The sequence below is a fragment of the Nocardioides sp. genome (assembly GCF_041393715.1).
Classification (GTDB): Bacteria; Actinomycetota; Actinomycetes; order Propionibacteriales; family Nocardioidaceae; genus Nocardioides.
This window is the reverse complement of record NZ_JAWKJQ010000008.1, coordinates 77,290-99,371: the sequence shown is the minus strand read 5'-3', so window position 1 is coordinate 99,371 and position 22,082 is coordinate 77,290. Positions and strand designations below refer to the sequence as shown.

Annotated in this window: 19 protein-coding genes and 1 tRNA gene; 7 read left to right on the top strand and 13 right to left on the bottom strand. The window is 72.3% G+C overall.

Features of this window, described 5'->3' with window-relative positions; all coding sequences use genetic code 11:
• Positions 1-4 precede the first annotated feature (4 nt).
• The 5 genes from ettA to R2740_RS13930 all read right to left on the bottom strand — a co-directional run bounded on the left by ettA (position 5) and on the right by R2740_RS13930 (position 7,157).
• Positions 5-1,687 carry an energy-dependent translational throttle protein EttA gene (gene ettA / locus R2740_RS13950; RefSeq protein WP_371303297.1) on the bottom strand — a complete coding sequence of 561 codons (1,683 nt, stop codon included), beginning with the start codon at positions 1,685-1,687 and terminating at the stop codon, positions 5-7.
• Positions 1,680-2,300 carry a single-stranded DNA-binding protein gene (locus tag R2740_RS13945; RefSeq protein ID WP_371303296.1) on the bottom strand — a complete coding sequence of 207 codons (621 nt, stop codon included), beginning with the start codon at positions 2,298-2,300 and terminating at the stop codon, positions 1,680-1,682. The genes ettA and R2740_RS13945 overlap by 8 nt, the downstream gene beginning before the upstream one ends.
• 194 nt (positions 2,301-2,494) lie before the next feature.
• On the bottom strand, positions 2,495-4,150 hold the full coding sequence (locus R2740_RS13940) for a GTPase (protein ID WP_371303295.1): 1,656 nt from the start codon (positions 4,148-4,150) through the stop codon (positions 2,495-2,497).
• A gap of 77 nt (positions 4,151-4,227) precedes the next feature.
• A complete protein-coding gene (locus R2740_RS13935; protein ID WP_371303294.1) occupies positions 4,228-6,018 on the bottom strand; it encodes a dynamin family protein in 1,791 nt (596 codons plus the stop codon).
• On the bottom strand, positions 6,015-7,157 hold the full coding sequence (locus tag R2740_RS13930; protein ID WP_371303293.1) for a PrsW family intramembrane metalloprotease: 1,143 nt from the start codon (positions 7,155-7,157) through the stop codon (positions 6,015-6,017). Before R2740_RS13930 ends, R2740_RS13935 begins: the two co-directional genes overlap by 4 nt.
• Positions 7,158-7,228: 71 nt before the next feature.
• Here R2740_RS13930 and R2740_RS13925 point away from each other — a divergent pair, with 71 nt between their 5' ends.
• Positions 7,229-8,701 carry an aminopeptidase P family protein gene (locus tag R2740_RS13925; protein ID WP_371303292.1) on the top strand — a complete coding sequence of 491 codons (1,473 nt, stop codon included), beginning with the start codon at positions 7,229-7,231 and terminating at the stop codon, positions 8,699-8,701.
• Between the two features lie 232 nt (positions 8,702-8,933).
• Here the strand turns inward: R2740_RS13925 and R2740_RS13920 are convergent, their stop codons facing one another.
• Positions 8,934-9,608: a TetR/AcrR family transcriptional regulator C-terminal domain-containing protein gene (locus tag R2740_RS13920; RefSeq protein ID WP_371303291.1), complete on the bottom strand. Its 675-nt coding sequence runs from the start codon at positions 9,606-9,608 to the stop codon at positions 8,934-8,936.
• 95 nt (positions 9,609-9,703) lie between these two features.
• Here R2740_RS13920 and R2740_RS13915 point away from each other — a divergent pair, with 95 nt between their 5' ends.
• Both R2740_RS13915 and R2740_RS13910 read left to right on the top strand, forming a co-directional pair.
• Complete coding sequence (locus R2740_RS13915) at positions 9,704-10,672, top strand: NAD(P)-dependent alcohol dehydrogenase (protein ID WP_371303290.1); 969 nt, start codon at positions 9,704-9,706, stop codon at positions 10,670-10,672.
• A gap of 43 nt (positions 10,673-10,715) precedes the next feature.
• Complete coding sequence (locus R2740_RS13910) at positions 10,716-11,489, top strand: DUF4386 domain-containing protein (RefSeq protein ID WP_371303289.1); 774 nt, start codon at positions 10,716-10,718, stop codon at positions 11,487-11,489.
• Here the strand turns inward: R2740_RS13910 and R2740_RS13905 are convergent.
• Positions 11,480-12,670 carry a cation:proton antiporter gene (locus tag R2740_RS13905; protein ID WP_371303288.1) on the bottom strand — a complete coding sequence of 397 codons (1,191 nt, stop codon included), beginning with the start codon at positions 12,668-12,670 and terminating at the stop codon, positions 11,480-11,482. The two genes, R2740_RS13910 and R2740_RS13905, sit on opposite strands and share 10 nt — an antisense overlap.
• A 143-nt stretch (positions 12,671-12,813) precedes the next feature.
• On the opposite strand from R2740_RS13905, the gene R2740_RS13900 reads away from it, so the two are divergent.
• The 3 genes from R2740_RS13900 to aqpZ all read left to right on the top strand — a co-directional run bounded on the left by R2740_RS13900 (position 12,814) and on the right by aqpZ (position 14,759).
• A tRNA-Arg gene (locus R2740_RS13900) sits at positions 12,814-12,890 on the top strand.
• Between the two features lie 200 nt (positions 12,891-13,090).
• Positions 13,091-13,936, top strand: coding sequence for a hypothetical protein (locus tag R2740_RS13895; RefSeq protein WP_371303287.1), 846 nt, complete (start codon positions 13,091-13,093; stop codon positions 13,934-13,936).
• Positions 13,937-14,048: 112 nt separating this feature from the next.
• Positions 14,049-14,759: an aquaporin Z gene (gene aqpZ, locus R2740_RS13890; protein WP_371303286.1), complete on the top strand. Its 711-nt coding sequence runs from the start codon at positions 14,049-14,051 to the stop codon at positions 14,757-14,759.
• A 35-nt stretch (positions 14,760-14,794) separates the two neighbouring features.
• On the opposite strand, the gene R2740_RS13885 is transcribed toward aqpZ, so the two are convergent.
• Positions 14,795-15,682: a catalase family peroxidase gene (locus tag R2740_RS13885; RefSeq protein WP_371303285.1), complete on the bottom strand. Its 888-nt coding sequence runs from the start codon at positions 15,680-15,682 to the stop codon at positions 14,795-14,797.
• A gap of 49 nt (positions 15,683-15,731) precedes the next feature.
• Positions 15,732-16,202, bottom strand: a complete 471-nt coding sequence (locus tag R2740_RS13880) for a MarR family winged helix-turn-helix transcriptional regulator (RefSeq protein WP_371303284.1) — start codon at positions 16,200-16,202, stop codon at positions 15,732-15,734.
• 221 nt (positions 16,203-16,423) lie between these two features.
• On the opposite strand from R2740_RS13880, the gene R2740_RS13875 reads away from it, so the two are divergent.
• The gene (locus tag R2740_RS13875; RefSeq protein WP_371303283.1) at positions 16,424-18,292 is read left to right on the top strand and encodes an MMPL family transporter; all 1,869 of its coding nucleotides are present in this window, start codon (positions 16,424-16,426) and stop codon (positions 18,290-18,292) included.
• 37 nt (positions 18,293-18,329) lie between these two features.
• Here R2740_RS13875 and R2740_RS13870 read toward each other — a convergent pair whose 3' ends face one another.
• From R2740_RS13870 to R2740_RS13855, 4 genes are all read right to left on the bottom strand, one after another.
• Positions 18,330-19,370, bottom strand: coding sequence for a TerC/Alx family metal homeostasis membrane protein (locus R2740_RS13870; protein WP_371303282.1), 1,041 nt, complete (start codon positions 19,368-19,370; stop codon positions 18,330-18,332).
• Positions 19,371-19,745: 375 nt separating this feature from the next.
• Entirely contained in the window at positions 19,746-20,798 is a 1,053-nt protein-coding gene (locus R2740_RS13865) for an adenosine deaminase (RefSeq protein ID WP_371303281.1), read from the bottom strand.
• 4 nt (positions 20,799-20,802) lie between these two features.
• The gene (locus R2740_RS13860) at positions 20,803-21,519 is read right to left on the bottom strand and encodes a thioredoxin domain-containing protein (RefSeq protein WP_371303280.1); all 717 of its coding nucleotides are present in this window, start codon (positions 21,517-21,519) and stop codon (positions 20,803-20,805) included.
• Positions 21,500-22,012, bottom strand: coding sequence for a MauE/DoxX family redox-associated membrane protein (locus tag R2740_RS13855; RefSeq protein WP_371303279.1), 513 nt, complete (start codon positions 22,010-22,012; stop codon positions 21,500-21,502). Before R2740_RS13855 ends, R2740_RS13860 begins: the two co-directional genes overlap by 20 nt.
• Between the last annotated feature and the right edge of the window lie 70 nt (positions 22,013-22,082).

The window sequence follows — 22,082 nt, the reverse complement described above, 5'->3', positions numbered from 1 at the left end:
CGGGTCAGTCGCGGGTGAGGCGGCGGTGGGTGACCCGGTGCGGACGCGCCGCCTCGGCCCCGAGGCGCTCGATCTTGTTCTGCTCGTAGGCGTCGAAGTTGCCCTCGAACCAGAACCACTTCGCCTCGTCCTCGTCATCGCCCTCCCAGGCGAGGATGTGGGTGGCGACCCGGTCGAGGAACCACCGGTCGTGGGAGGTGACCACCGCGCAGCCCGGGAACTCCAGCAGCGCGTCCTCGAGCGACTGCAACGTCTCGACGTCGAGGTCGTTGGTGGGCTCGTCGAGGAGCAGCAGGTTGCCGCCCATCTTGAGGGTCAGTGCCAGGTTGAGGCGGTTGCGCTCGCCCCCGGACAGCACGCCCGCCTTCTTCTGCTGGTCGGGTCCCTTGAAGCCGAACGACGCGACGTAGGCGCGCGACGGCATCTCGAAGTTGGCGACCTTGATGTGGTCGAGGCCGTCGGAGACGACCTCCCAGACGTTCTTCTGGGGGTCGATGCCGCCCCGGCTCTGGTCGACGTAGGAGATCTTCACGGTCTGGCCGAGCTTGAGCTCTCCCTCGTCGGGCTGCTCCTGCCCGGTGATCATCCGGAACAGCGTGGTCTTGCCGACGCCGTTGGGACCGATCACGCCGACGATGCCGGCACGGGGCAGCTTGAAGGACAGGTCGTGCATCAGCGGCCGGTCGCCGAAGCCCTTGCCGAGGTCGTCGGCCTCCAGCACCACGTCGCCGAGCCGAGGCCCGGCCGGGATGTTGATCTCGGCGGTGTCGATCTTGCGGTTGCGGTCGGCCTCCGCCGCCAGCTCCTCGTAGCGCTGCAGCCGGGCCTTGCTCTTGGCCTGGCGGGCCTTGGGGTTGGAGCGCACCCAGTCGAGCTCGCGCTCGAGCATCTTGGCGCGCTTGGCGTCCTTGGCGCCCTCGATCTTGAGGCGCTCCTTCTTGGTCTCCAGGTAGGTGGAGTAGTTGCCCTCGTAGGGGTGCGTCTTGCCGCGGTCGAGCTCGAGGATCCACTGGGCGACGTTGTCGAGGAAGTAGCGGTCGTGGGTCACGGCGAGGACCGCGCCGGGGTAGGACGCGAGGTGGCCCTCCAGCCATTGCACCGACTCGGCGTCGAGGTGGTTCGTGGGCTCGTCGAGGAGCAGCAGGTCGGGCTGCTGGAGCAGCAGCTTGCACAGCGCCACCCGGCGCCGCTCACCACCGGACAGGTTGTCGACCAGTACGTCGCCGGGCGGGCAGCGCAGCGCGTCCATCGCCTGGTCCAGGCGGCTGTCGAGGTCCCACGCCCCCGCGTGGTCGAGGTCGGTCTGCAGGTCGCCCATCTCGGCGAGCAGCTTGTCGTAGTCGGCGTCGGGGTCGGCCAGCTCCTCCGAGACCTGGTTGAAGCGGTCGAGCTTGGCCTTGATCTCGTGGACGGCCTCCTCGACGTTCTCCTGGACGGTGCGGCCCTCGGTCAGCGGCGGCTCCTGCTGGAGCATCCCCACGGTCGCCTCGGGGTCGAGGATCGCGTCGCCGTTGTTGGGCTGGTCGAGCCCCGCCATGATCTTGAGCAGCGAGGACTTGCCGGTGCCGTTGGGGCCCACCACGCCGATCTTGGCGCCGTGCAGGAACGACAGGGTGACGTTGTCGAGGACGACCTTGTCGCCGTGGGCCTTGCGCACGTTGCGCAGCGTGAAGATGTAGTCAGCCATGATGCGCCCAGCGTAAGGGGGGTGCCGGCCACCGGCCGATTCGGCGAGCGAGCCCGGACCGACCGGCCCGGCGCTCAGGCGGCCCGCTCCGCCGCGCCTGACTCGGTCGACCTCTCGGTCGACGTCTCGGCTCCTTCTCGGGCTCCTTCTCGGCCGGGGCGACGACCTGCCCGTCGGCGTCGAGGTCGGGGCCGGTCTCGTCGTAGGAGTGGATCACCTCGCGGACCGCCGACTCGTCGACGCCGGCCTGCTCACGCCTGGCCGTGCGCGAGAAGACGCTGGTGCCGAGGTTGAGGTCGTGGCCGACCGAGTGCGCCACCACGACATAGCGGGTGCTGGTGGTGCCGTCCTCGCGCTTCCACACGTCGGCGACCAACCGCCCCTGGACGACGACCGGGTCGCCGCTGCTCACGCAGGCGCGCACGTGCTCGGCCAGCCGCCGCCAGGCCTTGACCGTGAACCACGACGTGGGGCCGTTCTCCCAGCTGCCGCTGCGGAAGCGCCGCGGCGTGGTGCCGACCCGGAAGGTGGCCACCGGCACCCCCGGCGCGACCTCGGCCACCGTGACCTCGCTGCCGACCCATCCGCAGAAGGTGATCTGGGTGTCGTTCATCTCTCGCTCCTCTGCCCGTCCGCGGGCCGGGTGCCCGCTGGCAGCCAGCCTGCTCGCCGGCGACCGCGACGCGAGGCGGTCGCGGGGCGGCCTGGGGAGAAGCGGTCCCGACAGCGGCCTGGGGACGGAATCCGGCACGTCCCCACTCAGCCGCCACCGGGTCGGCACCGCGCCGCCGGCGGGTCGCGCAGGTGTCAGCGCAGCGCCACGGCGAGGTTGTCGCGGACCTGCTGGTAGGCCGCCAGCTCGGCCGCGATCGGCTCGACGACCAGCTCCTGGGAGACCTCGTTGATGGCGCCGCGCAGGCGGGCGTCGGCAACCCGAGCCCGCTTGCGGGCGGTCAGCGCGACCAGCACCCGGGCCAGGAGCGCCAGCAGGATGCCGGCCCCGATGCCGCCCGCCACCATCAGCAGCGGCACGGCCACGCCCTGCCAGGAGGGCGTGCCCGGGTCGGGGACGTTGACGTAGGAGCTGGCCGCGACCAGGGCGTACCACCCCAGTCCGGCCACCGCGGTCAGGATCAGCAGCCACTGGACGACCCGGAGCAGACCGGCCCAGACGGGGATCCGGTCCGCGCCGAGGTCGGTGCGGGCGAGTGCCGCGTCGAGACGGTCGTGGAGGTCGTCGAGCCGCGAGGTCGAGGCGTGCCGCACCGCCGCGGCCCAGGGGTGCGCCATGCCGCGGGAGACGTCCTCGGCCAGTGCCCGGACCTCGGTGTCGACGCGTGCCTGCTGCATCTGGGTGGGCTTGGGCATCGAGGTGCGGGCCGTGCCGGTGAGCTGCTTGCCGACCGCGCCGAGGTCGAGGTGGAGCCGCTTGAGCGGGTCGGGCTTGAGCTTGCTGACCCAGGCGACCAGGGGCCAGCCGGTGGCTCGGTTGGCGCGCATCCGGGTGGACTTCTCGACCGCCTCGACCACCGTGGGCACGCCGGCCGCATCGGCCAGCGCGTCGTCGAGCGCGGCCACCCGCTCGTCGGAGAGGGAGCGGGTCTTGGCGGAACCGGTCGCCTCGTCGAGCCGGCGCGCGGTCGCCTTGATGTCGGCCTCGGTGCGGGCCCGGTTGGCCTTCTTGCTCGCGACCCGGGCGGCGATCAGCTCGCGCAGCTCGTCGACGCCCTCGCCCTGGCGGGCGGAGATCGCGATCACCGGCACCCCGTCGAGACCGTCGGCGGCGAGCAGCCGGCGTACGTCGGCGATCATCGAGTCGCGCTTGTCGGCCGGCACGGTGTCGATGTGGTTGAGCACGACGACCATCACGTCACGGTGGCTGGCCAGGGGCGCGAAGTAGCGGTCGTGGATGGCGGCGTCGGCGTACTTCTGCGGGTCGAGCACCCAGACCAGCAGGTCGGCGAGGACGACCAGCCGGTCGACCTCGAGGTGATGGGAGACCTCGGTGGAGTCGTGGTCGGGGAGGTCGAGGAGCACCACGCCCTGCAGCGCCTGGTCCTCGCGTCCGGTGTCGAGCATGGAGTCGCGCATCGTCTGGTGACGCGGCGGGATGCCGAGCCACTCGAGCAGCTCCTCGGCACCCTCCTGCCCCCAGATGCACGCGCTGGCCCACGACGTCGTGGGGCGGCGTACGCCGACCGAGGAGAGGTCGAGCCCGGTCAGGGCGTTGAACGTCGACGACTTGCCGGAGCCGGTGGCCCCGGCGATGCCGACGACCGTGTGCTCGGCGGACAGCCGCATCCGGCCGGCCGCCCGCTCCACGATCGTGTCGGCCTCCGCGACCAGGGAGTCGTCGAGCCGTCCTCGTGAAGCGTCGGCGGCGGCTTCGAGTGCCGCGACCCGGGCGCCCAGGTCGGTGCCCCGAGTCACCAGCTTCTTTGCTCCTTCGAGCAAGGACGTCATGGTCTCCCTCAAGCAACGCCGCACACCCGACCCTCGGGTGCCTCAGGGATCACCCTAGGGGGTCGGGTCCAGAATGCTCAGACTGGCGCGCGCTCGCTGCCGTCGTCGAGCCCGGTGGGCGCTCCCTGGGCGGCGAACCGCAGGTCGTCGATCCGGCGGGCCGCCGCACGCAGCTGGTCGGCGGCGTCGTCGGTGATCTGCAGACTGTCGAGGAGGTCGAGGTAGCGGGCCCGCTCGCCGGCCAGCAACGCCGCCACCCGCTCCTGGAGCTGCGCCTGGGCGCGGGCGGCGAGCTCGCGGACCGCCTGGTCGCCGAACACCGCCTCGAGGAGCTTCTGCCCGACCACGGCGCTGCCGCCCGCGATGCCGACCTCGGCGCCGGTCAGACCGGCGGTGTGCGCGAAGACGACGACCATCAGCGCCACCGAGAGCCCGTTGACGCCGTAGGCCATGAAGCGCGCGGTGGTGCGCTTGTCAGCACCCTCCGTGCGGATCATGTCGAGGAGGTCCTGCTGCCACTCGCGAACGGCTCGCTCCGCGCGGCGCCGGAAGTCGCGGGAGGCCCGGCCGAGGTCCTCGCCCGCGTCCGCCAGCAGCGCCTGGCCCGAGGCGAGCGACTGCCACGAGGCCTCGGCGCGCTCGGCGGCCGCCTCGGCGTGCTCGAGGATCAGCGACTCGAGGCCGGACTCGACCGCCACGGTCACCCGCTCGGCCTGGGCCGGCCGACCCTTGAGGGAGTTGACGATGCGGTCGCGCAGCGCGCCGATGCGGGTTTCCAGGGAGCGCAGCAGCTCGCCGGTGCCGACGAACTCCTGCCAGCGCGCCAGCACCTCGCCGCGCAGCAGGGTGCCGTCGGCGGAGGCGACGGCGACGGCGTCGATGGCCTGGTCGTAGGCCTTGTCGACGTCGCCGCGCAGCCGGTGCACCACCTCGGTCTGCTCCGCGGCGGCGTCGGCGACGCTGTGGGTGCGCCAGGCGAGGGTGCGGATCGCGCCGTCGAGCGTCTGCTTGACCACCGCACCCCGGGCCGTGGTGTCGGCGGCCAGCGACTCCAACCAGCCCCTGATGTCGCCGACGAAACCCGCGGGGAGCAGCCCGTCGTCGTCGATGGGCCCCTCCCGGACGATGAACATCGGGGAGTCCTTCAGACCGCGGCTGGCGAGCATCCGCGCGAGGTGGGCCGAGACGGTCTCGACGGCCTCGTCGGGGGTGCGGTCGAGCACGATCGCCACCGCGGCGCTGCGCTCGGCGGCCTTGCGCAGGAAGTCCCACGGCACCTGGTCGGCGTACCGCGCGGCCGAGGTGACGAACAGCCACAGGTCGGCGGCGGCGAGCAGCTGGGCGGCCAGGGTCCGGTTGCGCTCCTCGACCGAGTCGATGTCGGGTGCGTCGAGGATCGCCAGCCCGCGGGGCACGCTGTCGGAGGGCACCAGCTGGAGGGCGCCGGGGTCGTTGGTGGAGTGGGCGACCCGCTCCAGGTCGGGCAGCAGCCGGTCCTGGCCGAACCAGCGGGCATCGTCGGGGTGGTGGACCAGGACCGGAGACCGGGTCGTCGGCCGGAGGACGCCGGGCTCGGTGACCCGCCGTCCGACCAGCGAGTTGACGAGCGTGGACTTGCCGGCGCCGGTGGAGCCGCCGACCACGGTGAGCATCGGCGCGTCGATCGTCATCAGCCGCGGGATGACGTAGTCCTCGAGCTGGTCGACCATCTCGGACTGCGCGTCGCGCTGCTCGTCGGCGCCCGGCACGGCCAGCGGCAGCCGGGCCTGCTGGAGCGCGCCCCGAAGCCTGACCAGGGCGGTCAGCATCTGCGTGGCCTCCAGGCCGGCGTCCTGCCGCGGCTCGGGAACGCCGTGGATGTCGCTCATCGGGTGGGTACCACCTGTCCGGGGAAGGAGATGTACGGCCTCGCGGCCGCGATCCGTCCAACGTAGTGCTGTCCCCGCGCGGCGAAGTCGGGCGGGGGTGTGCCTCTCAGATAACGATGATGCAGGAAACCGAGCTCGATCGCCGCCTGCTGGTAGGCGCGCATCGCCCGCTCGCCCTCCGCGCCGCCCCGCTCGCGGGCCCAGGCGCGGGCCCGGCGGCGCGCCGTCAGGTCGACCACCCAGCCGATGTCGGTGGCCGGGATCAGCCCGCGCTGGGCAGCGTCGGAGAGCGCCGCGGTGAGCATCCGGCGCTCGCTGCTGCGGCTCCACACCGCGAGACCGACCAGGCCGAGGAAGACCGGCGCCATCACCACGACGTAGACGCCCACGAAGCCCTGGGCGCCGTAGAGCGTGGACGCGTTCCAGGTCGCGTGGGCGAGCACGGCCAGGGCGTATCCGCCGACGGGGGCGAGCACACGGACGGCCGGGCTGCGGCTCGCGACCGCGATCCCGACACCGATGCCGGTGAACGACGTGAACAGCGGGTGGGCGAACGGACTCGCCAGGCAGCGCACGACGAAGGTCCAGGTCAGCGCCTCCGTGCCGCCGGGGCCCATGCCGTCGGTGCCGTCGTAGGCCGCGGCGAGATAGAGGACGTTCTCCACGAAGGCGAACCCGATGCCGACCATGCCGGCATAGACGATGCCGTCGAGGACGCCGTCGATCTCGTGCCGGCGCCACCACAGGAGCAGCAGCAGGACGAAGCCCTTCGTGGCCTCCTCGGTCACCGGCGCCACCACCCCCAGCATCACGTCGTGGTCGAGCCCGGCCACGAAGCCGCCGACGCCCTGGATCAGGATCGCTGCGGCGGTCGCGACGAAGCCGCCCCACGCCAGCCCCGCGACCAGCAGCCAGCGCGGCTCCGGCTCGTAGCGGTCCAGCCACATGAACGCGCCGACCAGCGGGCCCACCGGGATCGCCGCCAGCGCCGCGGCCAGCAGCAGCGTGCCGGGCGCCCCGGACAGCGCGATCACCAGCATCATCAGGCCGCCGCCGAGGACGGACAGCACCGTCACCAGGACCGTGAAGCCGACCCCCGACCGCGGCACGGCAGGGCCTGGGGCGGGGGCGGCAGGCATGGGGCGAAGCCTAACCGAGCGGCGGCCCCGTGCCGGGTGTCGCGGGCGCGCCCCGGCGTACAGTGAACCGGGTGAGCGACGACACCCCAGGCACCGACGCCGAGCTGACGCTGACCGAGCCCGCGGAGACCCCGCCGGAGCACCACGAGCAAACGCTCAACACCGAGCAGCACGACCCGACGGTCCCGGATGCCTGGGCGGCGTTCATGCGCCAGGGCTGGGGCGATCGCGAGCTCGACCTGCCACCGCACGCCGTGGCGCCCTACGCCGCCGCGCGCCGGCAGCGGCTCGCCGAGCAGTTCCCCGGCGAGCGGCTGGTGCTGCCCGCGGGTGGCTACAAGGTGCGGGCCTACGACACCGACTACCGCTTCCGCTCCGACACCGCGCACACCTACTTCTCCGGCAACCAGACCTCCGACGCGGTGCTCGTCGTCGAGGACGGCGAGGCGGTGCTCTATGCCCGCCCGCGGTCCTCGCGCGAGACCGACGAGTTCTTCCGCGACCGGCAGTACGGCGAGCTGTGGGCCGGCCGACGGCCCTCGCTCGGCGAGATGACCGCGTCGCTCGGGCTTCCGGTGCGGCACCTCGACGAGCTCCCGGCGGCCCTGGAGGGGACCGGCAAGACGCGGGTGCACCGCGGCCTGGACCCGCGGGTCGACCACCTGGTCCCCGGCGACGAGTCGCTCGACACCGACTTCGCCCGGGCCATCTCCGAGATGCGTCTGGTCAAGGACGAGTGGGAGGTCGGCGAGCTGCAGCAGGCCTGCGACATCACCGCGCTCGGCTTCGAGGACTCCGTGCGCGAGTGGGACCGGGTGCTGGAGTTCGGTGAGCGCTGGCTCGAGGGCACCTTCTTCCGCCGGGCCCGGGCGATGGGCAACGACCTCGGCTACGACTCGATCGTCGCCGGCGGTTCGCACGCCACCACGCTGCACTGGATCGACAACTCCGGCCCGGTCACCCCGGGCGAGCTGATCCTGCTCGACATGGGCGTGGAGGGGCACAACCTCTACACCGCCGACGTGACCCGCACGCTGCCCGTCGACGGCCGCTACTCCCCGCTGCAGCGCGAGCTCTACGAGCTCGTGCTGGCCGCGCAGACCGCCGGCATCGAGGCGGTGCGACCGGGGGCCGCCTTCCTGGCCGCCCACCAGGCGGCGATGGAGGTGCTGGCCCGCGGACTGGAGTCGATGGGGCTGCTGCCGGTGTCGGCCGACGAGGCGCTCGACCCCGAGTCGAAGGTCTATGCCCGCTGGACCCTGCACGGCACCTCGCACATGCTCGGCATGGACGTGCACGACTGTGGGCACGCCTCGCCGGAGGCCTACAACAAGGGTGTCCTCGCGGCCGGCATGGTGCTGACCGTCGAGCCGGGGCTCTACTTCCAGGAGGACGACCTGCTCGTCCCCGAGGAGCTGCGCGGCATCGGCATCCGCATCGAGGACGACATCCTGGTCACACCCGAGGGGTCGCGCAACCTGTCCGCCTCGCTCCCCCGCGCCGCCGACGAGGTCGAGGCGTGGATGGCGCGGCTGCGCGGCTGAGCCGTCGTACGCCGGGCGCCGGCGGCGGGGTTCAGCGGCCGCGTGGGGCGTCATACCGACCGGTCGCCCCCACGCCCCCTCCGGATGACATCCGCAACGCGGCGTCGTCGGGCGACCGGCGTCTCGTCGTCTACTGGTGCGTACGACGCAACACGCGCGTCGTACGCACCAGTAGTCGCCACCCGACGAAGCGGGTGAGACCCCCGAGGAGCCGCACCCGACGACCCACGGATCAGCCGTCGGACTCCTCGGCCAGCCGGCGCGCCAAGGCGTCGAGCACCAGGTCGAGCGTCACCTCGAACTCGTCGCCGAAGTCGTAGCCCGGCTGCAGGGCCTGCTCGAGCGTGAACTCGCGGAAGTAGGGCAGCTGACCCTCCGGGAGCGCCGACAGGATCTGCTCCCCCAGCGCGGCCAGGTCGGCGCCCGGCTCGAACGGCAGCGCCAGCTCCTGGAGCAGGAAGCCGTAGAGATGGGCGTCGATGACCGCGAAGGCATGTCCGGTCAGGGTCAGCGAGAAGCCGGCCTCCCGCAGACAGCCGAGCACGGCGTCGTGGTGGAGCAGGGTCTCCCACCCGGAGTTGCGGCGCGAGTCCATCAGGCCGAGCGCCCACGGGTGCCGCTTGATCGCCTGCCGGGCCGACACCGACCGCCGCCGGAGCTCGGAGCGCCACTCGGCCCCCGGCACCGGCGCGTGGAACTCCGCATGCACGACGTCGACCATCCCGTCGAGGATCGCCTCCTTGTTGGCGACGTGGTGGTAGAGCGACATCGCCTCCACCCCCAGACGGCGGGCCACGGCCCGCATGGAGAGCGCCGCGATCCCCTCCTGGTCGGCGAGCTCGACGGCCGCCGCGACGATCGCCGCGCGGGTCAGCCCGGTGCTTCGCGACCGAGGTCGACCTGACATCCACCCCACCCCCCTTCGGCCTGCATCTTGACGAAACTTACGGCGTAAGTCTACTCTGGACGAACATTCCTTACAACGTAAGAAACGAGATCGAGATGCGTGCAGTGACCCAGGCCCAGTACGGCGGCACCGACCAGCTGTCCCTCAGCGAGATCGCCGCCCCCACCCCCGGCCCCCGCGACGTGCTGGTCCGGGTCCGAGCCGCGGGCGTCGACCGCGGCACCTGGCACCTGATGACGGGCCTCCCCTACGCCGTCCGGATGATGTTCGGTCTGCGCCGGCCCAAGTCCCCGGTGCCGGGCCGCGACCTCGCCGGCGTCGTCGAGGCGGTCGGCAGCGAGGTCACGACGGTCGCCGTCGGCGACGAGGTGGTCGGCACCGCCGACGGCTCGTTCGCGGAGCTGGCACTGGTGCCCGAGAAGCGCGTCGGCCCCAAGCCGACCGACCTGTCCTTCGAGGAGGCCGCCGTGCTGCCCGTCTCCGGGCTGACCGCGCTCCAGCTCGTCCGCGACGCCGCCCGGGTGCGGTCGGGCGACCGGGTGCTCGTCATCGGCGCCTCCGGCGGGGTCGGGTCCTACGCCGTCCAGCTCGCGGCCGCGGCCGGGGCCGACGTCACCGGGGTGGCCAGTGGCGCGAAGGCCGACCTGGTCCGCTCCCTCGGCGCCGGCCGGGTCATCGACTACACCCGCGAGGAGATCGGCGCCGACGGCACGCGCTACGACGTGATCATCGACCTCGCCGGCCTCCGGCCGCTCCGCGAGCTGCGCCGTTCCCTCGCCTCCCGCGGCACGCTCGTGATCGCCGGCGGCGAGGGAGGCGATCGTTGGGTCGGCGGCATCCATCGACAGCTCGCGGCGCTGGCGCTGTCGCCGTTCACCCGGCAGCGGCTGACCAGCCACCTCAGCAAGGAGAGCGGCGCCGACCTGGCCGAGCTCGCTCGTCTGGTCGACGCCGGCGAGGTGCGGCCGCTGCTGGAGCGGACCTTCACCCTCGACGAGGCCGCGCTGGCGATCGACCACGTCGCCGACGGCCACGCCCGCGGCAAGGTCGCGCTCGTCGTCTGACCGCGCTCGCCCATCCCCAGACCCGACCCACGAAGGACCCGACATGACCTCCCAGACCCTCGACCAGACCCCCGGCCCGACCCTCGACCAGACCCTCGACCCGCCGCCCACGCGGGGCCGCGCGACCTCGGCCCGCAGCGCCGCCGGCTGGGCCGGGGCCTGCTACGTCGCCATCTTCGTGCTGGCGATGTTCGCCAACTTCCTCGCGCTCGACGCGGTGCTGCAGCCCGGCGACGCCACGGCCACCGCCGACGCGCTGCGCGAGCACGACGGCATGTTCCGCCTCGGGACGACCGCCTTCCTCGGCATCTTCCTCGCCGACCTGGTCGTCGCGTGGGCGCTCTATGTGCTGTTCCGTCCCACGCATCGCGACCTGGCCCTCGCGGCGGCCTGGTTCCGGATCGCCTACACCGTGGTGCTCGGCGCCGCCCTCGGGCTGCTCTACGCCGCCCTGTGGCTGGCCGACGCCCCCGCAGAGCTCTCCGGCGGGGCCGCCGACGGCGGCGTGCTGCTGGCGCTACAGACCTTCGACTTCACCTGGGTGATGGGCCTCGCGGCCTTCGGCGTGCACCTGGTGCTGGTCGCCCGGCTGCTCTGGATGGCTCGGGGGCCCCGCTGGATCGCGACCCTGCTGGCCCTCGCGGGCCTCGGCTACGCCCTGGACACGGTCGCCCACATCGTGCTCGCCGACTACGAGTCCTACGCGACGGTCTTCCTGGCGATCCTCGCGGTCCCCTCGATCGTCGGGGAGCTCAGCCTCGCAGGCTGGCTGATGCTGGTCGCGCTCGGCCGTCGTACGGCGCCGGCTCAGGCCTGAGCGTCGGCCGGCGCGTCGTGTCGGCCGAGCACCAGGATCGCCGAGGGCGGGCAGAGCAGCACGGTCATCGCCCCCGCCGCCACCAGGATCGAGGCGTTCTCGGTCGACATCTGGCCGGCCGCCACGGACACCGAGGTGACCGCGACGATGATCGGCAGTCCGGTGGCGGCGAACAGCCCCACGGACGCGGACGGCCGGCCGGCCATCGGGTCGCGGCGGTCGGTCCGCTGACCGAGGAAGACCACCGCACCGCGCGCGACCAGGATCAGCAGCACCGCGGCCACGAACGCCCTCGGCTTGGCGGCGATCGCGGCCGGGTCGATGGTCATCCCGGACGTGACGAAGAACAGCGGCACCAGCAACCCGAACGCGATGCCCTCCAGCCGGGTCTCCAGGCGCGCGTCGCCCTCGGGCAGCGCGGCCCGCAGGATGAACCCGGCGGCGAAGGCGCCCAGCACGATGTCGAGGTGGAAGACCTCCGCGACGGTCACCAGCGTGATCAGCAGCAGCATCGTCAGCCGCACCGGCGTCTGGCCCGTGGTCTCGGCACCCGCCCGCACCAGCTGCAGCAGTGACCAGGTCCCCTGCCTGATCCGCAGCGACGGGAGCGCGACGACGACCGCGACCAGGGCGAACGCCGCGAGGATGGCCAGCGACAGTCCCGGGCCGCGAGCCCCGAGCAGCACCGCCATCGCCACGATCGGCCCGAGCTCGCCGTACGCACCGTGCCGCATCACGCTGGCGCCCACCCGGGTCGCGAGCAGCCGGTTGTCCTTGAGCACCGGCAGCAGCGTGCCGAGGGCGGTGCTGGTGACCGCGATCGCCACGGCGACCTCGTAGTCGACGACGTCGCTGACATCGAGCAGCACGACGACGCCCAGAGCGAACAGCAGCGAGGTCACCCAGGTGCCGAGCGCCCGACGCCCGGCGCGACCGGTCAGTTCACCCAGCTCGATCTCGAAGCCCGCCAGCAGGAACAGCATCGCCAGCCCCAGCTCGTGCAGCAGCTGCACGGCGTTGTCGGTCTCGGCGAGGTCGAGGACGTGCGGACCGAGCAGCGTGCCCAGCCCGAGCAGGATCACCACCTCGGGCACCAGCCGCCGGGGCACCAGGTGGGCGACCAACGGCGCCGCGACACCGGCCAGCGCGATCCACCACAGCGACAGGAACGTGTCCTCCACGGCCCACCCCCGGTGTCTGCCGGCGCCACCATGACGACTGGCAGGAGACTACCGGTGACCTGACGTGGTGCCGGGGCCGACAGCTGCCGGCCCCGGCGATCCCGCGGGACATGCGCACGCCGGATCAGTCACAATGTGGCCCTGCCTCCGTAGCTCAGCTGGATAGAGCAGCGGCCTTCTAATCCGCCGGTCACAGGTTCGAATCCTGTCGGGGGCGCCAGATGCGTGTGCTACTTCGGTTGAGAGGTGACACTCGGCCGCCGGCCTGCAAAGACGCCAGGTCGGGCGGAACGACCCACGATCATCGCAAGCTTCGGAGCGGTTGCACCGGTGCCCCGCGCGGCCCTCGATTCGCGACCCCGTTATCGGATCGTTATCCTGGGCCGCTGGCTCTCGGACCCCCACCCCAGGAGAACCCCCGTGCTCCGGACCCGGCCCCGCTCCGTCCGCTCCCTGCTCACTCTTCCCGCCCTCGTCGCCCTGGTCGTGTCCGGGCTGATCGCGGTGACCGGCTCGCCCGCGCAGGCGGCGAACTGGAAGAAGCTCACGAAGCTCTGCATCATCAAGGACACCCGCATCAAGGAGAACAGCGGGATGTCGCGCAGCACCTACCGCCGCAAGACGATGTTCGTCCACAACGACTCGGGCGGCGGGCCGCAGTTCTTCGCCCTGGGCGCGCACTGCAAGACCAAGGCGGTCTTCGACGTCCCGGGCGCGCCGGCCCGCGACTGGGAGGACATGGCGACCGGCCCCCATCACACGCTCTGGTTCGGCGACATCGGCGGCAACAACCCGCGCGAGGTCGTCAACGTCGTGAAGGTGAAGGAGCCGCGCAAGCTGAAGAGCCGCGACCTCGACCACACGGCGTACCCGCTGACCTACCCCGACGGGGCGCACAACGCGGAGACGCTGCTGGTGCACCCGCGCACCGGACGGGTGTACGTCGTCACGAAGTCGCCCCAGGGCGGAGCGATCTATCGCGCCCCCAAGACCCTGGACACCGCCGGCCCCAACACGATGAAGAAGCTCGGCGACGCCCCGATCGGGCTCACCGGCGGCGACTTCCTGCGCGACGGCAGCCGGATCGCGATCCGCGGCTACACCAAGCTCTACCTCTACCGCAGCATCAAGGACACCACGCCTCGGATGACCCGGCTGCCGAAGGCGGCCCAGAAGGGCGGCGAGGCGATCGCGTTCAGGCGCGGTGGCGCGCTGGTGTTCGGCAGCGAGGGCGTGGGCAAGTGGGTCTGGAAGGCCAAGCGCTGAGCGGCTCCCGCCTGAAAGTGCCCTCGGACCACCCCTAGGGGTGGCGCTCGACCCGCGACGGGCATAGGTTCCTGACGGCGCCCACTCGGCGGCGCCGGACAAGGAGACCGTGATGTCCGCACCCGAGCCCACCACCACCCACCGGCTGTCCGCCGAGTTCCTCGGCACCTTCGTGCTGGTCCTCGGCGGCTGCGGCGCGGCCGTCCTCGCCGGCGGCGAGATCGGCTACCTCGGCATCGCGCTGGCCTTCGGCCTGACCGTGCTCGCGATGGCCTTCGCGGTCGGCCACATCTCCGGCGGGCACTTCAACCCCGCGGTGACCCTGGGCCTCGCCGCGGCGAAGCGGTTCGCCTGGAAGGACGCGCCGGCGTACATCGCCACCCAGGTGGTCGCCGCCATCGCCGCCGCGGCGGTGCTGTTCGTGATCGCCAGCGGCAAGGACGGCTTCTCGGCGTCCGACGGCTTCGCCAGCAACGGGTACGGCGACCGGTCGCCCGACGGCTACACGCTGCTCGCCTGCCTGGTGGCCGAGCTGGTGCTGACCGCCGTGTTCCTCTTCGTCATCGTCGGCACCACCGACCCGCGCGGCGTGCCCGCGGGCTTCGCCCCGATCGCGATCGGCCTGGCGCTGACCCTGATCCACCTGGTCAGCATCCCGGTGACCAACACCTCGGTGAACCCCGCCCGCTCCATCGGGCCCGCGCTGTTCGCCGGTGGCGACGCGATCACCCAGCTGTGGCTGTTCATCCTGGCTCCGATCGCCGGAGCACTGATCGCCGGCTTCTCCTACCACGCCCTGGTCGGCCACGAGACCATCGACTGAGTCCCCGCCGCACCCACCGGTGGACCGGCCGGCCCTCAGACCCGCCGGTCCACCGACACGGAGTAGGCCGCCGGCCGGAACAGCAGGATCGGGTCGTCGGAGAGCTCGATGCCGTCGACGACCCGGGTCGGGTCGAACACCACGACCGCGCCCTCCCCCTCCGGGTCCGGCACCGCCGCCGTCACCTCGATCCGTCCCGCGGACAGGTCGGCTTGGCCACCCCACTGCGACATCGGGTCGTGCGGGTCGTCATCGGGGCCGGCCAGCGTCACCCGGAGGTCGAAGACGACCGGCCCCCGCTCCAGCCGGGCGAGGATCTCCTCGCGCAGCCGGTCCCGGCCGGCGAACTCCCCCGCCGGCCGCCCGGCCGGGGCGTCCACCGGAACGATGCGGTAGCGCACCCACCGCTCGTCCCCGCCGGCAGCGACCCAGCGATAGGCGTGGATCGGGAAGTAGGTCGCCTCGGCGTAGGACCTCGGCGGACGGAGCGCGCCGGCGCGGAAGTTGCCCAGCAGCGACATCGCGGTGGCCGGCCGAAGGGCCAAGAACAGCGGCAGCTTCCACGGCGTCGCCACCGCCTCGGTCAGCTCGACGAAGTCCTCGGGGGTCCGCACCGGGAAGTACGGCGCGGTCTGGCCGAGCAGGTCGGTGGCCGAGCCGTCAGGCAGCAGGAACTTCACCGCCATCCCCCGCACATCCGAACCGGAGTCCTTGTTGCGCGGATGGCCGGCACCGTTGGACCAGCGCACCTGCACGGGCACCGGGTCGCCCTGGAGGTGCCCGGCCCGACACAACGCGGCCGCCTCCGGGGAGGCGGTGAAGGTCCCCTCGAAGAACCATCCCTTGGCGTGCAGGGTGCGGGACCCGGGTTGCGACCCGGTCGCGGCGGCGATCCGGTCGACCGCCTCGGTGGGCTCGATCATCCCCGCACGCTAGCGCTCCGACGGCGCCGCGCACCACGCCCGCAGAGGGCTAGATGAGCCTCCGGATCGCCGCGATGGCACCGCGCAGATAGCGGTCGACGACGGCACGCTCGGCGTCGTCGAGCCCGGCGTCGAGCTGGGCGAGCGCGACGAACATCGGCATCAGTTGGCCCAGCACCTCCTCGCGGCCGGAGTCGGTCAGCACGACCCGGGTGCGCCGGCCGTCGCTCGCGTCGGCCTCGCGGGTGACGTGCCCCCGGGCCACCAGGCGGTCGACGATGCCGGAGGAGGCCGCCGAGGTGACGCCCAGGTGACGCGCCAGGTCGGCGGGGCCCACCTGGCGCTCGACGAGCAGCTCGAGGGCGGCCAGCTCGGTGTGCCCCAGCTCGGCCCGCTTCGCCACCGCGGGGCCCACCTGCTGGGCCACCTGCAGGAGCTCACGCAACGCGAGCAGCGTCGAGGTCTGGTGCCAGTCCTCGACGTACGCCGTGTGCGGGGCGCCGGGTCGCTCCTCAGTCATTTTTGCTCACTGTGTTAGTAATCTGATAAGTAATCAAGTGAACTACTTTCCTCATCCTACCCCCCCGAGGAGCACCCGATGCCGGACCTCACGTCGGTCACCGTCCGCCGCCGACGCAGCTGGTGGCTCGCGCCCCTGTTCCTGCTCGCCGCCGTCGGGGTGATCGGTGGCGTCGGCCAGGCCGAGCGGACGCCCAGCCCCTGGACAACCTCCCCCAGGGCATGGACTCCACGACGGCGGTGGAGCTCTCCGAGCAGCTGCCCCAGGACAGCGGCACCAGCGCGGTCGTGCTGTACACCGCCGACCAGGGCACGCTCAGCGACCAGGCGATCGGTCAGCTGCAGGCCCGCTACCCGGCGTCCGACCAGGGTCCGGGGCTGGTGGTCAGCGACGACGGCACCGCCGCGATCGCGGTGGTCCCGGTCACCGAGACCGGCGCGACCGCGATCGCCGACAAGGTGGCCGAGATCCGCCAGGAGGCGGCCGAGGCCCTGCCCGCCGGCGTCTCGTCGGCCGTCACCGGACCGGCCGCCATCCAGGCGGACCTCGCGGCCGTGTTCGAGGGTGCTGACCTCACCCTGCTCCTGGCGACGGCGACCGTCGTGGCGGTGCTGCTGCTGATCACCTATCGCAGCCCGTTCCTCTGGCTGGTCCCGCTCACGGTCGTGGGCGTCGCGGACCAGCTCGCCGCCACGCTGGCCACCCACGCCCTGTCGCTCGGCGGGCTGGCCTGGGACGAGTCCACCGTCGGCATCCTGTCCGTGCTCGTGTTCGGTGCCGGCACCGACTATGCGCTGTTGCTGATCTCGCGCTACCGCGACGAGCTGCGGACCACCGAGGACCGCTACGCCGCCATGCGGCACGCGCTGCGCCGCACCGCCGAGTCGATCATCGCCAGCGCCACCACGGTGGTGCTCGGCCTGCTGACCCTGCTCCTCTCGCTCGTCCCGGCGACCCGGGGCCTGGGCCTGGCCTGCGCCGTCGGCATCCTCGTGGCCGCGTCGTTCGCCCTGGTGGTGCTCCCCACCGTGCTGGTGCTGTTCGGGCGCTGGGTGTTCTGGCCCGTCGTGCCCCGGGTCGGGCAGCAGACCCTGGTCGAGTCCGACCGGTCGCTGTGGCGGCGGATCGGCAACGCCGTGGCACGACGGCCCGGCTCGTTCGTCGCCGGCAGCCTGGTGCTGCTCGCGGCCCTGTCCTTCGGCACCACGCAGATCACCTCCGGGCTCTCGGAGTCCGAGCAGTTCCTCGACACCCCGGAGGCGATCTCCGCCGGCCAGCGTCTCGCCGAGTCCTTCCCGGCCGGCGCGTCCGACCCGACCATCGTGCTGACCCGGGCCGACGTCGACGAGGTCGCCCGTACGGCGGGGGACGTGGACGGGGTGGTCTCGGCGACACCGACGGTGAGCGACGGCAGCCTCAGCCAGATCAACGTCGTGCTGGACGCCGGCGGCGGCAGCCCGGAGGCCCGCGCCCTCGTCGGCGACCTGCGCGACGCGCTGTCGTCGTACGACGACACCTGGGTCGGCGGCACCGAGGCCGAGTCGGTCGACGAGGCGGCCGCGGCGAGCCGGGACCGGCTGGTGATCATCCCGCTGATCCTGGTGCTGGTGCTCGGGGCCCTGGTGCTCCTGCTGCGCTCGGTGGCCGCGCCGATCATCCTGGTGGCCACGGTGGTCGCGACCTATCTGGCCGCGCTCGGCGCCTCGTGGTGGCTGTTCACCGGACCCCTCGGCTTCGAGCGGCTGGACAGTGGGGTGCCCCTGCTGGCCTTCCTCTTCCTGGTCGCCCTCGGCGTCGACTACAACATCTTCCTGGTCAGCCGGGCCGCCGAGGAGGCGAGGGACCACGGTCCCCGGGAGGGCATGCTGCGCGCACTCACGGCCACGGGAGGGGTGATCACCAGCGCCGGCATCCTGCTGGCCGCCGTGTTCGCGGTGCTCGGGGTGCTGCCGCTGGTGGTGCTCGCGCAGCTCGGGGTGGTCATCTTCGTCGGCGTCCTGCTCGACACGCTCCTGGTGCGCACCGTGCTGGTGCCGGCGATCGCGCTACGGACCGGCGCCCGCTTCTGGTGGCCGCGGCACGTCGGCTGACCGGCGTCCGACGGCGTGCGGAGACCCGGGTCGCCGGTCAGCCGGCGCCGACGGTCTCGCGGCGTCGGACGGCGCGGAGACTCGTCACGGTGGTGACGGCGAGGATGCCGATGATCACCACCAGCGACGCCGGTGTCGGGATCTCCGGCACCACCGGCCAGGTCAGGTGGGCCCAGTGCAGCACCAGCTTGGCGCCGATGAAGAGCAGGATCGCCGACAGACCGAAGCCCAGATGCACCAGCTTGTCCAGCGCGCCCTGGAGCACGAAGTAGAGCGAGCGCAGACCGAGCAGCGCGAAGGCGTTGGTCGCGAACACCAGGAACGGGTCGCCGGTGATGCCGTAGACCGCCGGCACCGAGTCGACGGCGAAGACCACGTCGGTGGCCAGGACCGCCACCACCACGACCGCGAGCGGCGTCAGCGCGCGACGCCCGTCGACGCGGGACAGCATCCGCGGGCCCTCATAGTCGTCGGTCACCGGGAAGAGCCGGCGCAGCCACCGCACGGCGCGCATCCGGTCCGCGTCGAAGGCGTGGTCGGCACCGGAACGGGCATCGCGCAGCACCTTGACGCCGGTCGCCACGAGGATCGCCCCGAAGAGCAGGAACACCCAGTCGAAGGCCGCGAGCGCGGCCGCCCCCGCGGCGATGAAGGCGCCGCGGAGCACCAGCGCACCCACGATGCCGAACAGCAGCACCCGCTGCTGGAGCTCGGCCGGCACGGCGAACGACGCCAGCAGCAGCATGAAGACGAACAGGTTGTCGACGCTCAGCGACTTCTCGACGAGGTAGCCGGAGTAGTACTCCAGGCCCCGTTGGCTGCCGTGGGCCGACCAGACGTAGCCGCCGAACGCCAGCGGCAGCGCGATGTAGAACGCCGACCAGGCGACCGCCTCGCGCATCGTGACGCGGTGCGGTCGCCGGGTGATCAGGAAGTCGAGCACCAGCAGCAGGGCCACGGCGCCCAGCAGCATCGCCCACAGCAGCGGTGTGCCGATGCTGTCGAGGGTCGCGTCGGCGGGCTGGGCGCCGGCGGTCTCGAGGGTCGACGAGACGACGGACGGTGGGAACGGGGGCACGGGGCTCCTCAGGTCGGACGGCCTGAGGTCTCCTTCGCCCGGAGGGCCGCCGCCCGGGGCACCGCACGGGCGGCGCCGGAATGACCGGGACGGACGTTGGGAAGTACTCCCCTCGCGGGGAAGTCTAGGCGCCGTCGGCGATGACCCCAAGTCGGCGCCGACGCGACCCTGTCGTGGCATCGGTCCTGCAGCCGCGCGACACACCCCGCGCTCCGGGGCCCAAATCCCCGGGATCGAGGCGACGAGTGGATACAAAGGGTGAGGCCCCGCAAAGTATGAGTTTGCGGGGCCTCGATGTCTTCGGGGCCTTGCGGCTCCTCCGACACTCCAGTTGTAGACCTCGGGCCGGGTGCGGCGCAAGAGGGCGGGCGGATTTCAGTCGGGCTCGGCGCGGGTCCACGTCGCCAGGTGGGCGTCGATCGCGGCGACCAGGTCGGTCTTGACGCCGTCGGGCGCCCACGAGGCCGCGACCGCGGCCCGGGCCAGGTCGGCGACCCCGGCCTCGTCGAGGTCGAGCAGCGTGGCCGCCAGGGCGTACTCCCGGGTGAGGGAGGTCCCGAACATCGGCGGGTCGTCGGAGTTGATGGTGACGGTGACGCCGGCGTCGACGAAGGCGCGCAGCGGGTGCTCTGACAGCGAGGCGACGGCACGGGTCGCGACGTTGGACGACGGGCACACCTCGAGGGCGATCCCCGTCTCCGCGAGGTGGGCCAGCAGCTCGGGGTCCTCGGCCGAGGAGGTGCCATGTCCGATCCGCTCCGCGCCCAGCAGCCGGAGCGCCTCCCAGACCGTCTCCGGGCCGGTGGTCTCGCCGGCGTGCGGCACCGAGCGGAGCCCCGCGGCGCGAGCCGCGTCGAAGTGTGGCTGGAAGAGCCGGCGCGGCCAGCCGATCTCGGGTCCGCCCAGCCCGAACCCGACGAGTCCGTCCGGGGCGTGTCGGAGGGCGATGTCGAGCGTGCCGTCGGCGCCGCGCAGCCCGGTCTCGCTGGGGATGTCGTAGATCCAGCGCAGCACGGTGCCGAAGTCGCGCTCGGCCGCCACCCGGGCGTCCTCGATCGCCTCGGTGTAGGCCTCGACCGCCATGCCGCGGTCGTCGTGGTGCGGCCACACCGAGGTGTACGGCGTGCAGGTCAGCTCGGCGTACCGGATCTGCTGGCCGGCCATCTCCCGAGCGATCTCGTAGGTGAGCAGCCGCACGTCGTCGGGCGTGCGCACCAGCCCCACCACCGCCATGTAGAGCTCGATGAAGTGGGCGAAGTCGCGGAACTCGAAGAAGTCGGCCAGCAGCGCCGGGTCGTCGGGCACCCGCCCGGGGTGGCGGCGGGCCAGCATCGCGACGATCTCCGGGGACGCGCTGCCGACATGGTGGACGTGGAGCTCGGCCTTGGGCAGGCCGGCCACGAACTCCTCGAGCCGGGGCTCGGTCATCGGGTCAGCCGACCGCGTCGAGGACCTGCTTCGCGACGTCGTCGAGGTTGCCGGCCTGCACCAGCTCACCGTTGAGGTAGACCGTCGGCGTGCTCCGGACCTCGCTGGCGTCGGCGGTGGCCTTGTCGACCCAGTCCATGTACTCCTTGTTCTCGATGGCCGGGCGCACCTTGGCCTCGTCGGCACCGGCGGCGACCGCCTTCTCGACGAACCAGTCGGAGTCGGGGAACGGTCCCTCCTCCGACGGCTGGTCCTTGAAGAGCGCGTCGTGGAACTTCATCGCGGCATCCTCGCCGGCCGTCTCCCACACCGCGCGGAAGGCGTTGGCCGCCTCGCCGGAGTAGGGGCCGAGCCGGGACAGGAAGTTGAAGGGGCGGTACTCGACGTAGACCTTGCCGTCGGCGGCGGCCTGCTCGAGCTTCTCGTGGGTCACGCTCTCGAAGTAGCCGCACGCCGGGCAGATGAAGTCCTCGTAGATCACGACCTTCGTGGGCGCGTTGGGGTCGCCGAGGGGGAAGCTGTAGGGGCTGGAGGCCACCGTGGACGAGCTGGTCTTGTCGGCCTTGCTCATCACGAAGAGCCCCGCGCCGACGATGACGGCGAGCACCACCATCACCGCGCCGACGATCATCAGCTGACGACGGCGCTCGGTTCGCGCCTGCTCCTTCATCAGCGCGGCGGTGCGCTCCGCGCGGGTGGCGTCAGTGGACTTCTTCGACATCGAGGATCCTTTCGGGGTCGCCCGACGGGGGGCTTCGGTGCAGCAAGACGTTGTCGACGGCGTACTTGGTCCTGGGCCACAGGACCAACCATCCGGCCATCAGGAACAGCCCGACGTCGCGCGCGATCTCCCAAGGGTAGTCGGCGGAGGCACCGGGCTTGGCACCGCCGTCACCGAAGCAGCCGCAGTCGATCTCCATGCCGCGGGCCCAGACCGAGGCGATGCCGATCACGAACATCACCATCAGGCCGGCCGCGAAGACGCCGGTCACCCGGGTGATCAGCCCGAGGATCAGACACAGGCCGACCAGCACCTCGATGATCGGCAGGGAGTAGCCGAGCAGCTTGACGAGCGGCTCAGGGAGCAGGTCGTAGGCGCGCACGGACATGACGCTGGCGTAGGGGTCCTTCAGCTTGTGCCAGCTGGCCGCCAGCAGCGTGCCACCCAGCACCAGACGGATGACCAGCCCCGCCCACTGCTTCCATTCGCTCACGAGACCTCAGACTAGGCCAGAGTTCTTAACCATTTCTGAGGAAGCGCGGACTTCGGCCGCTGTGAGTAGG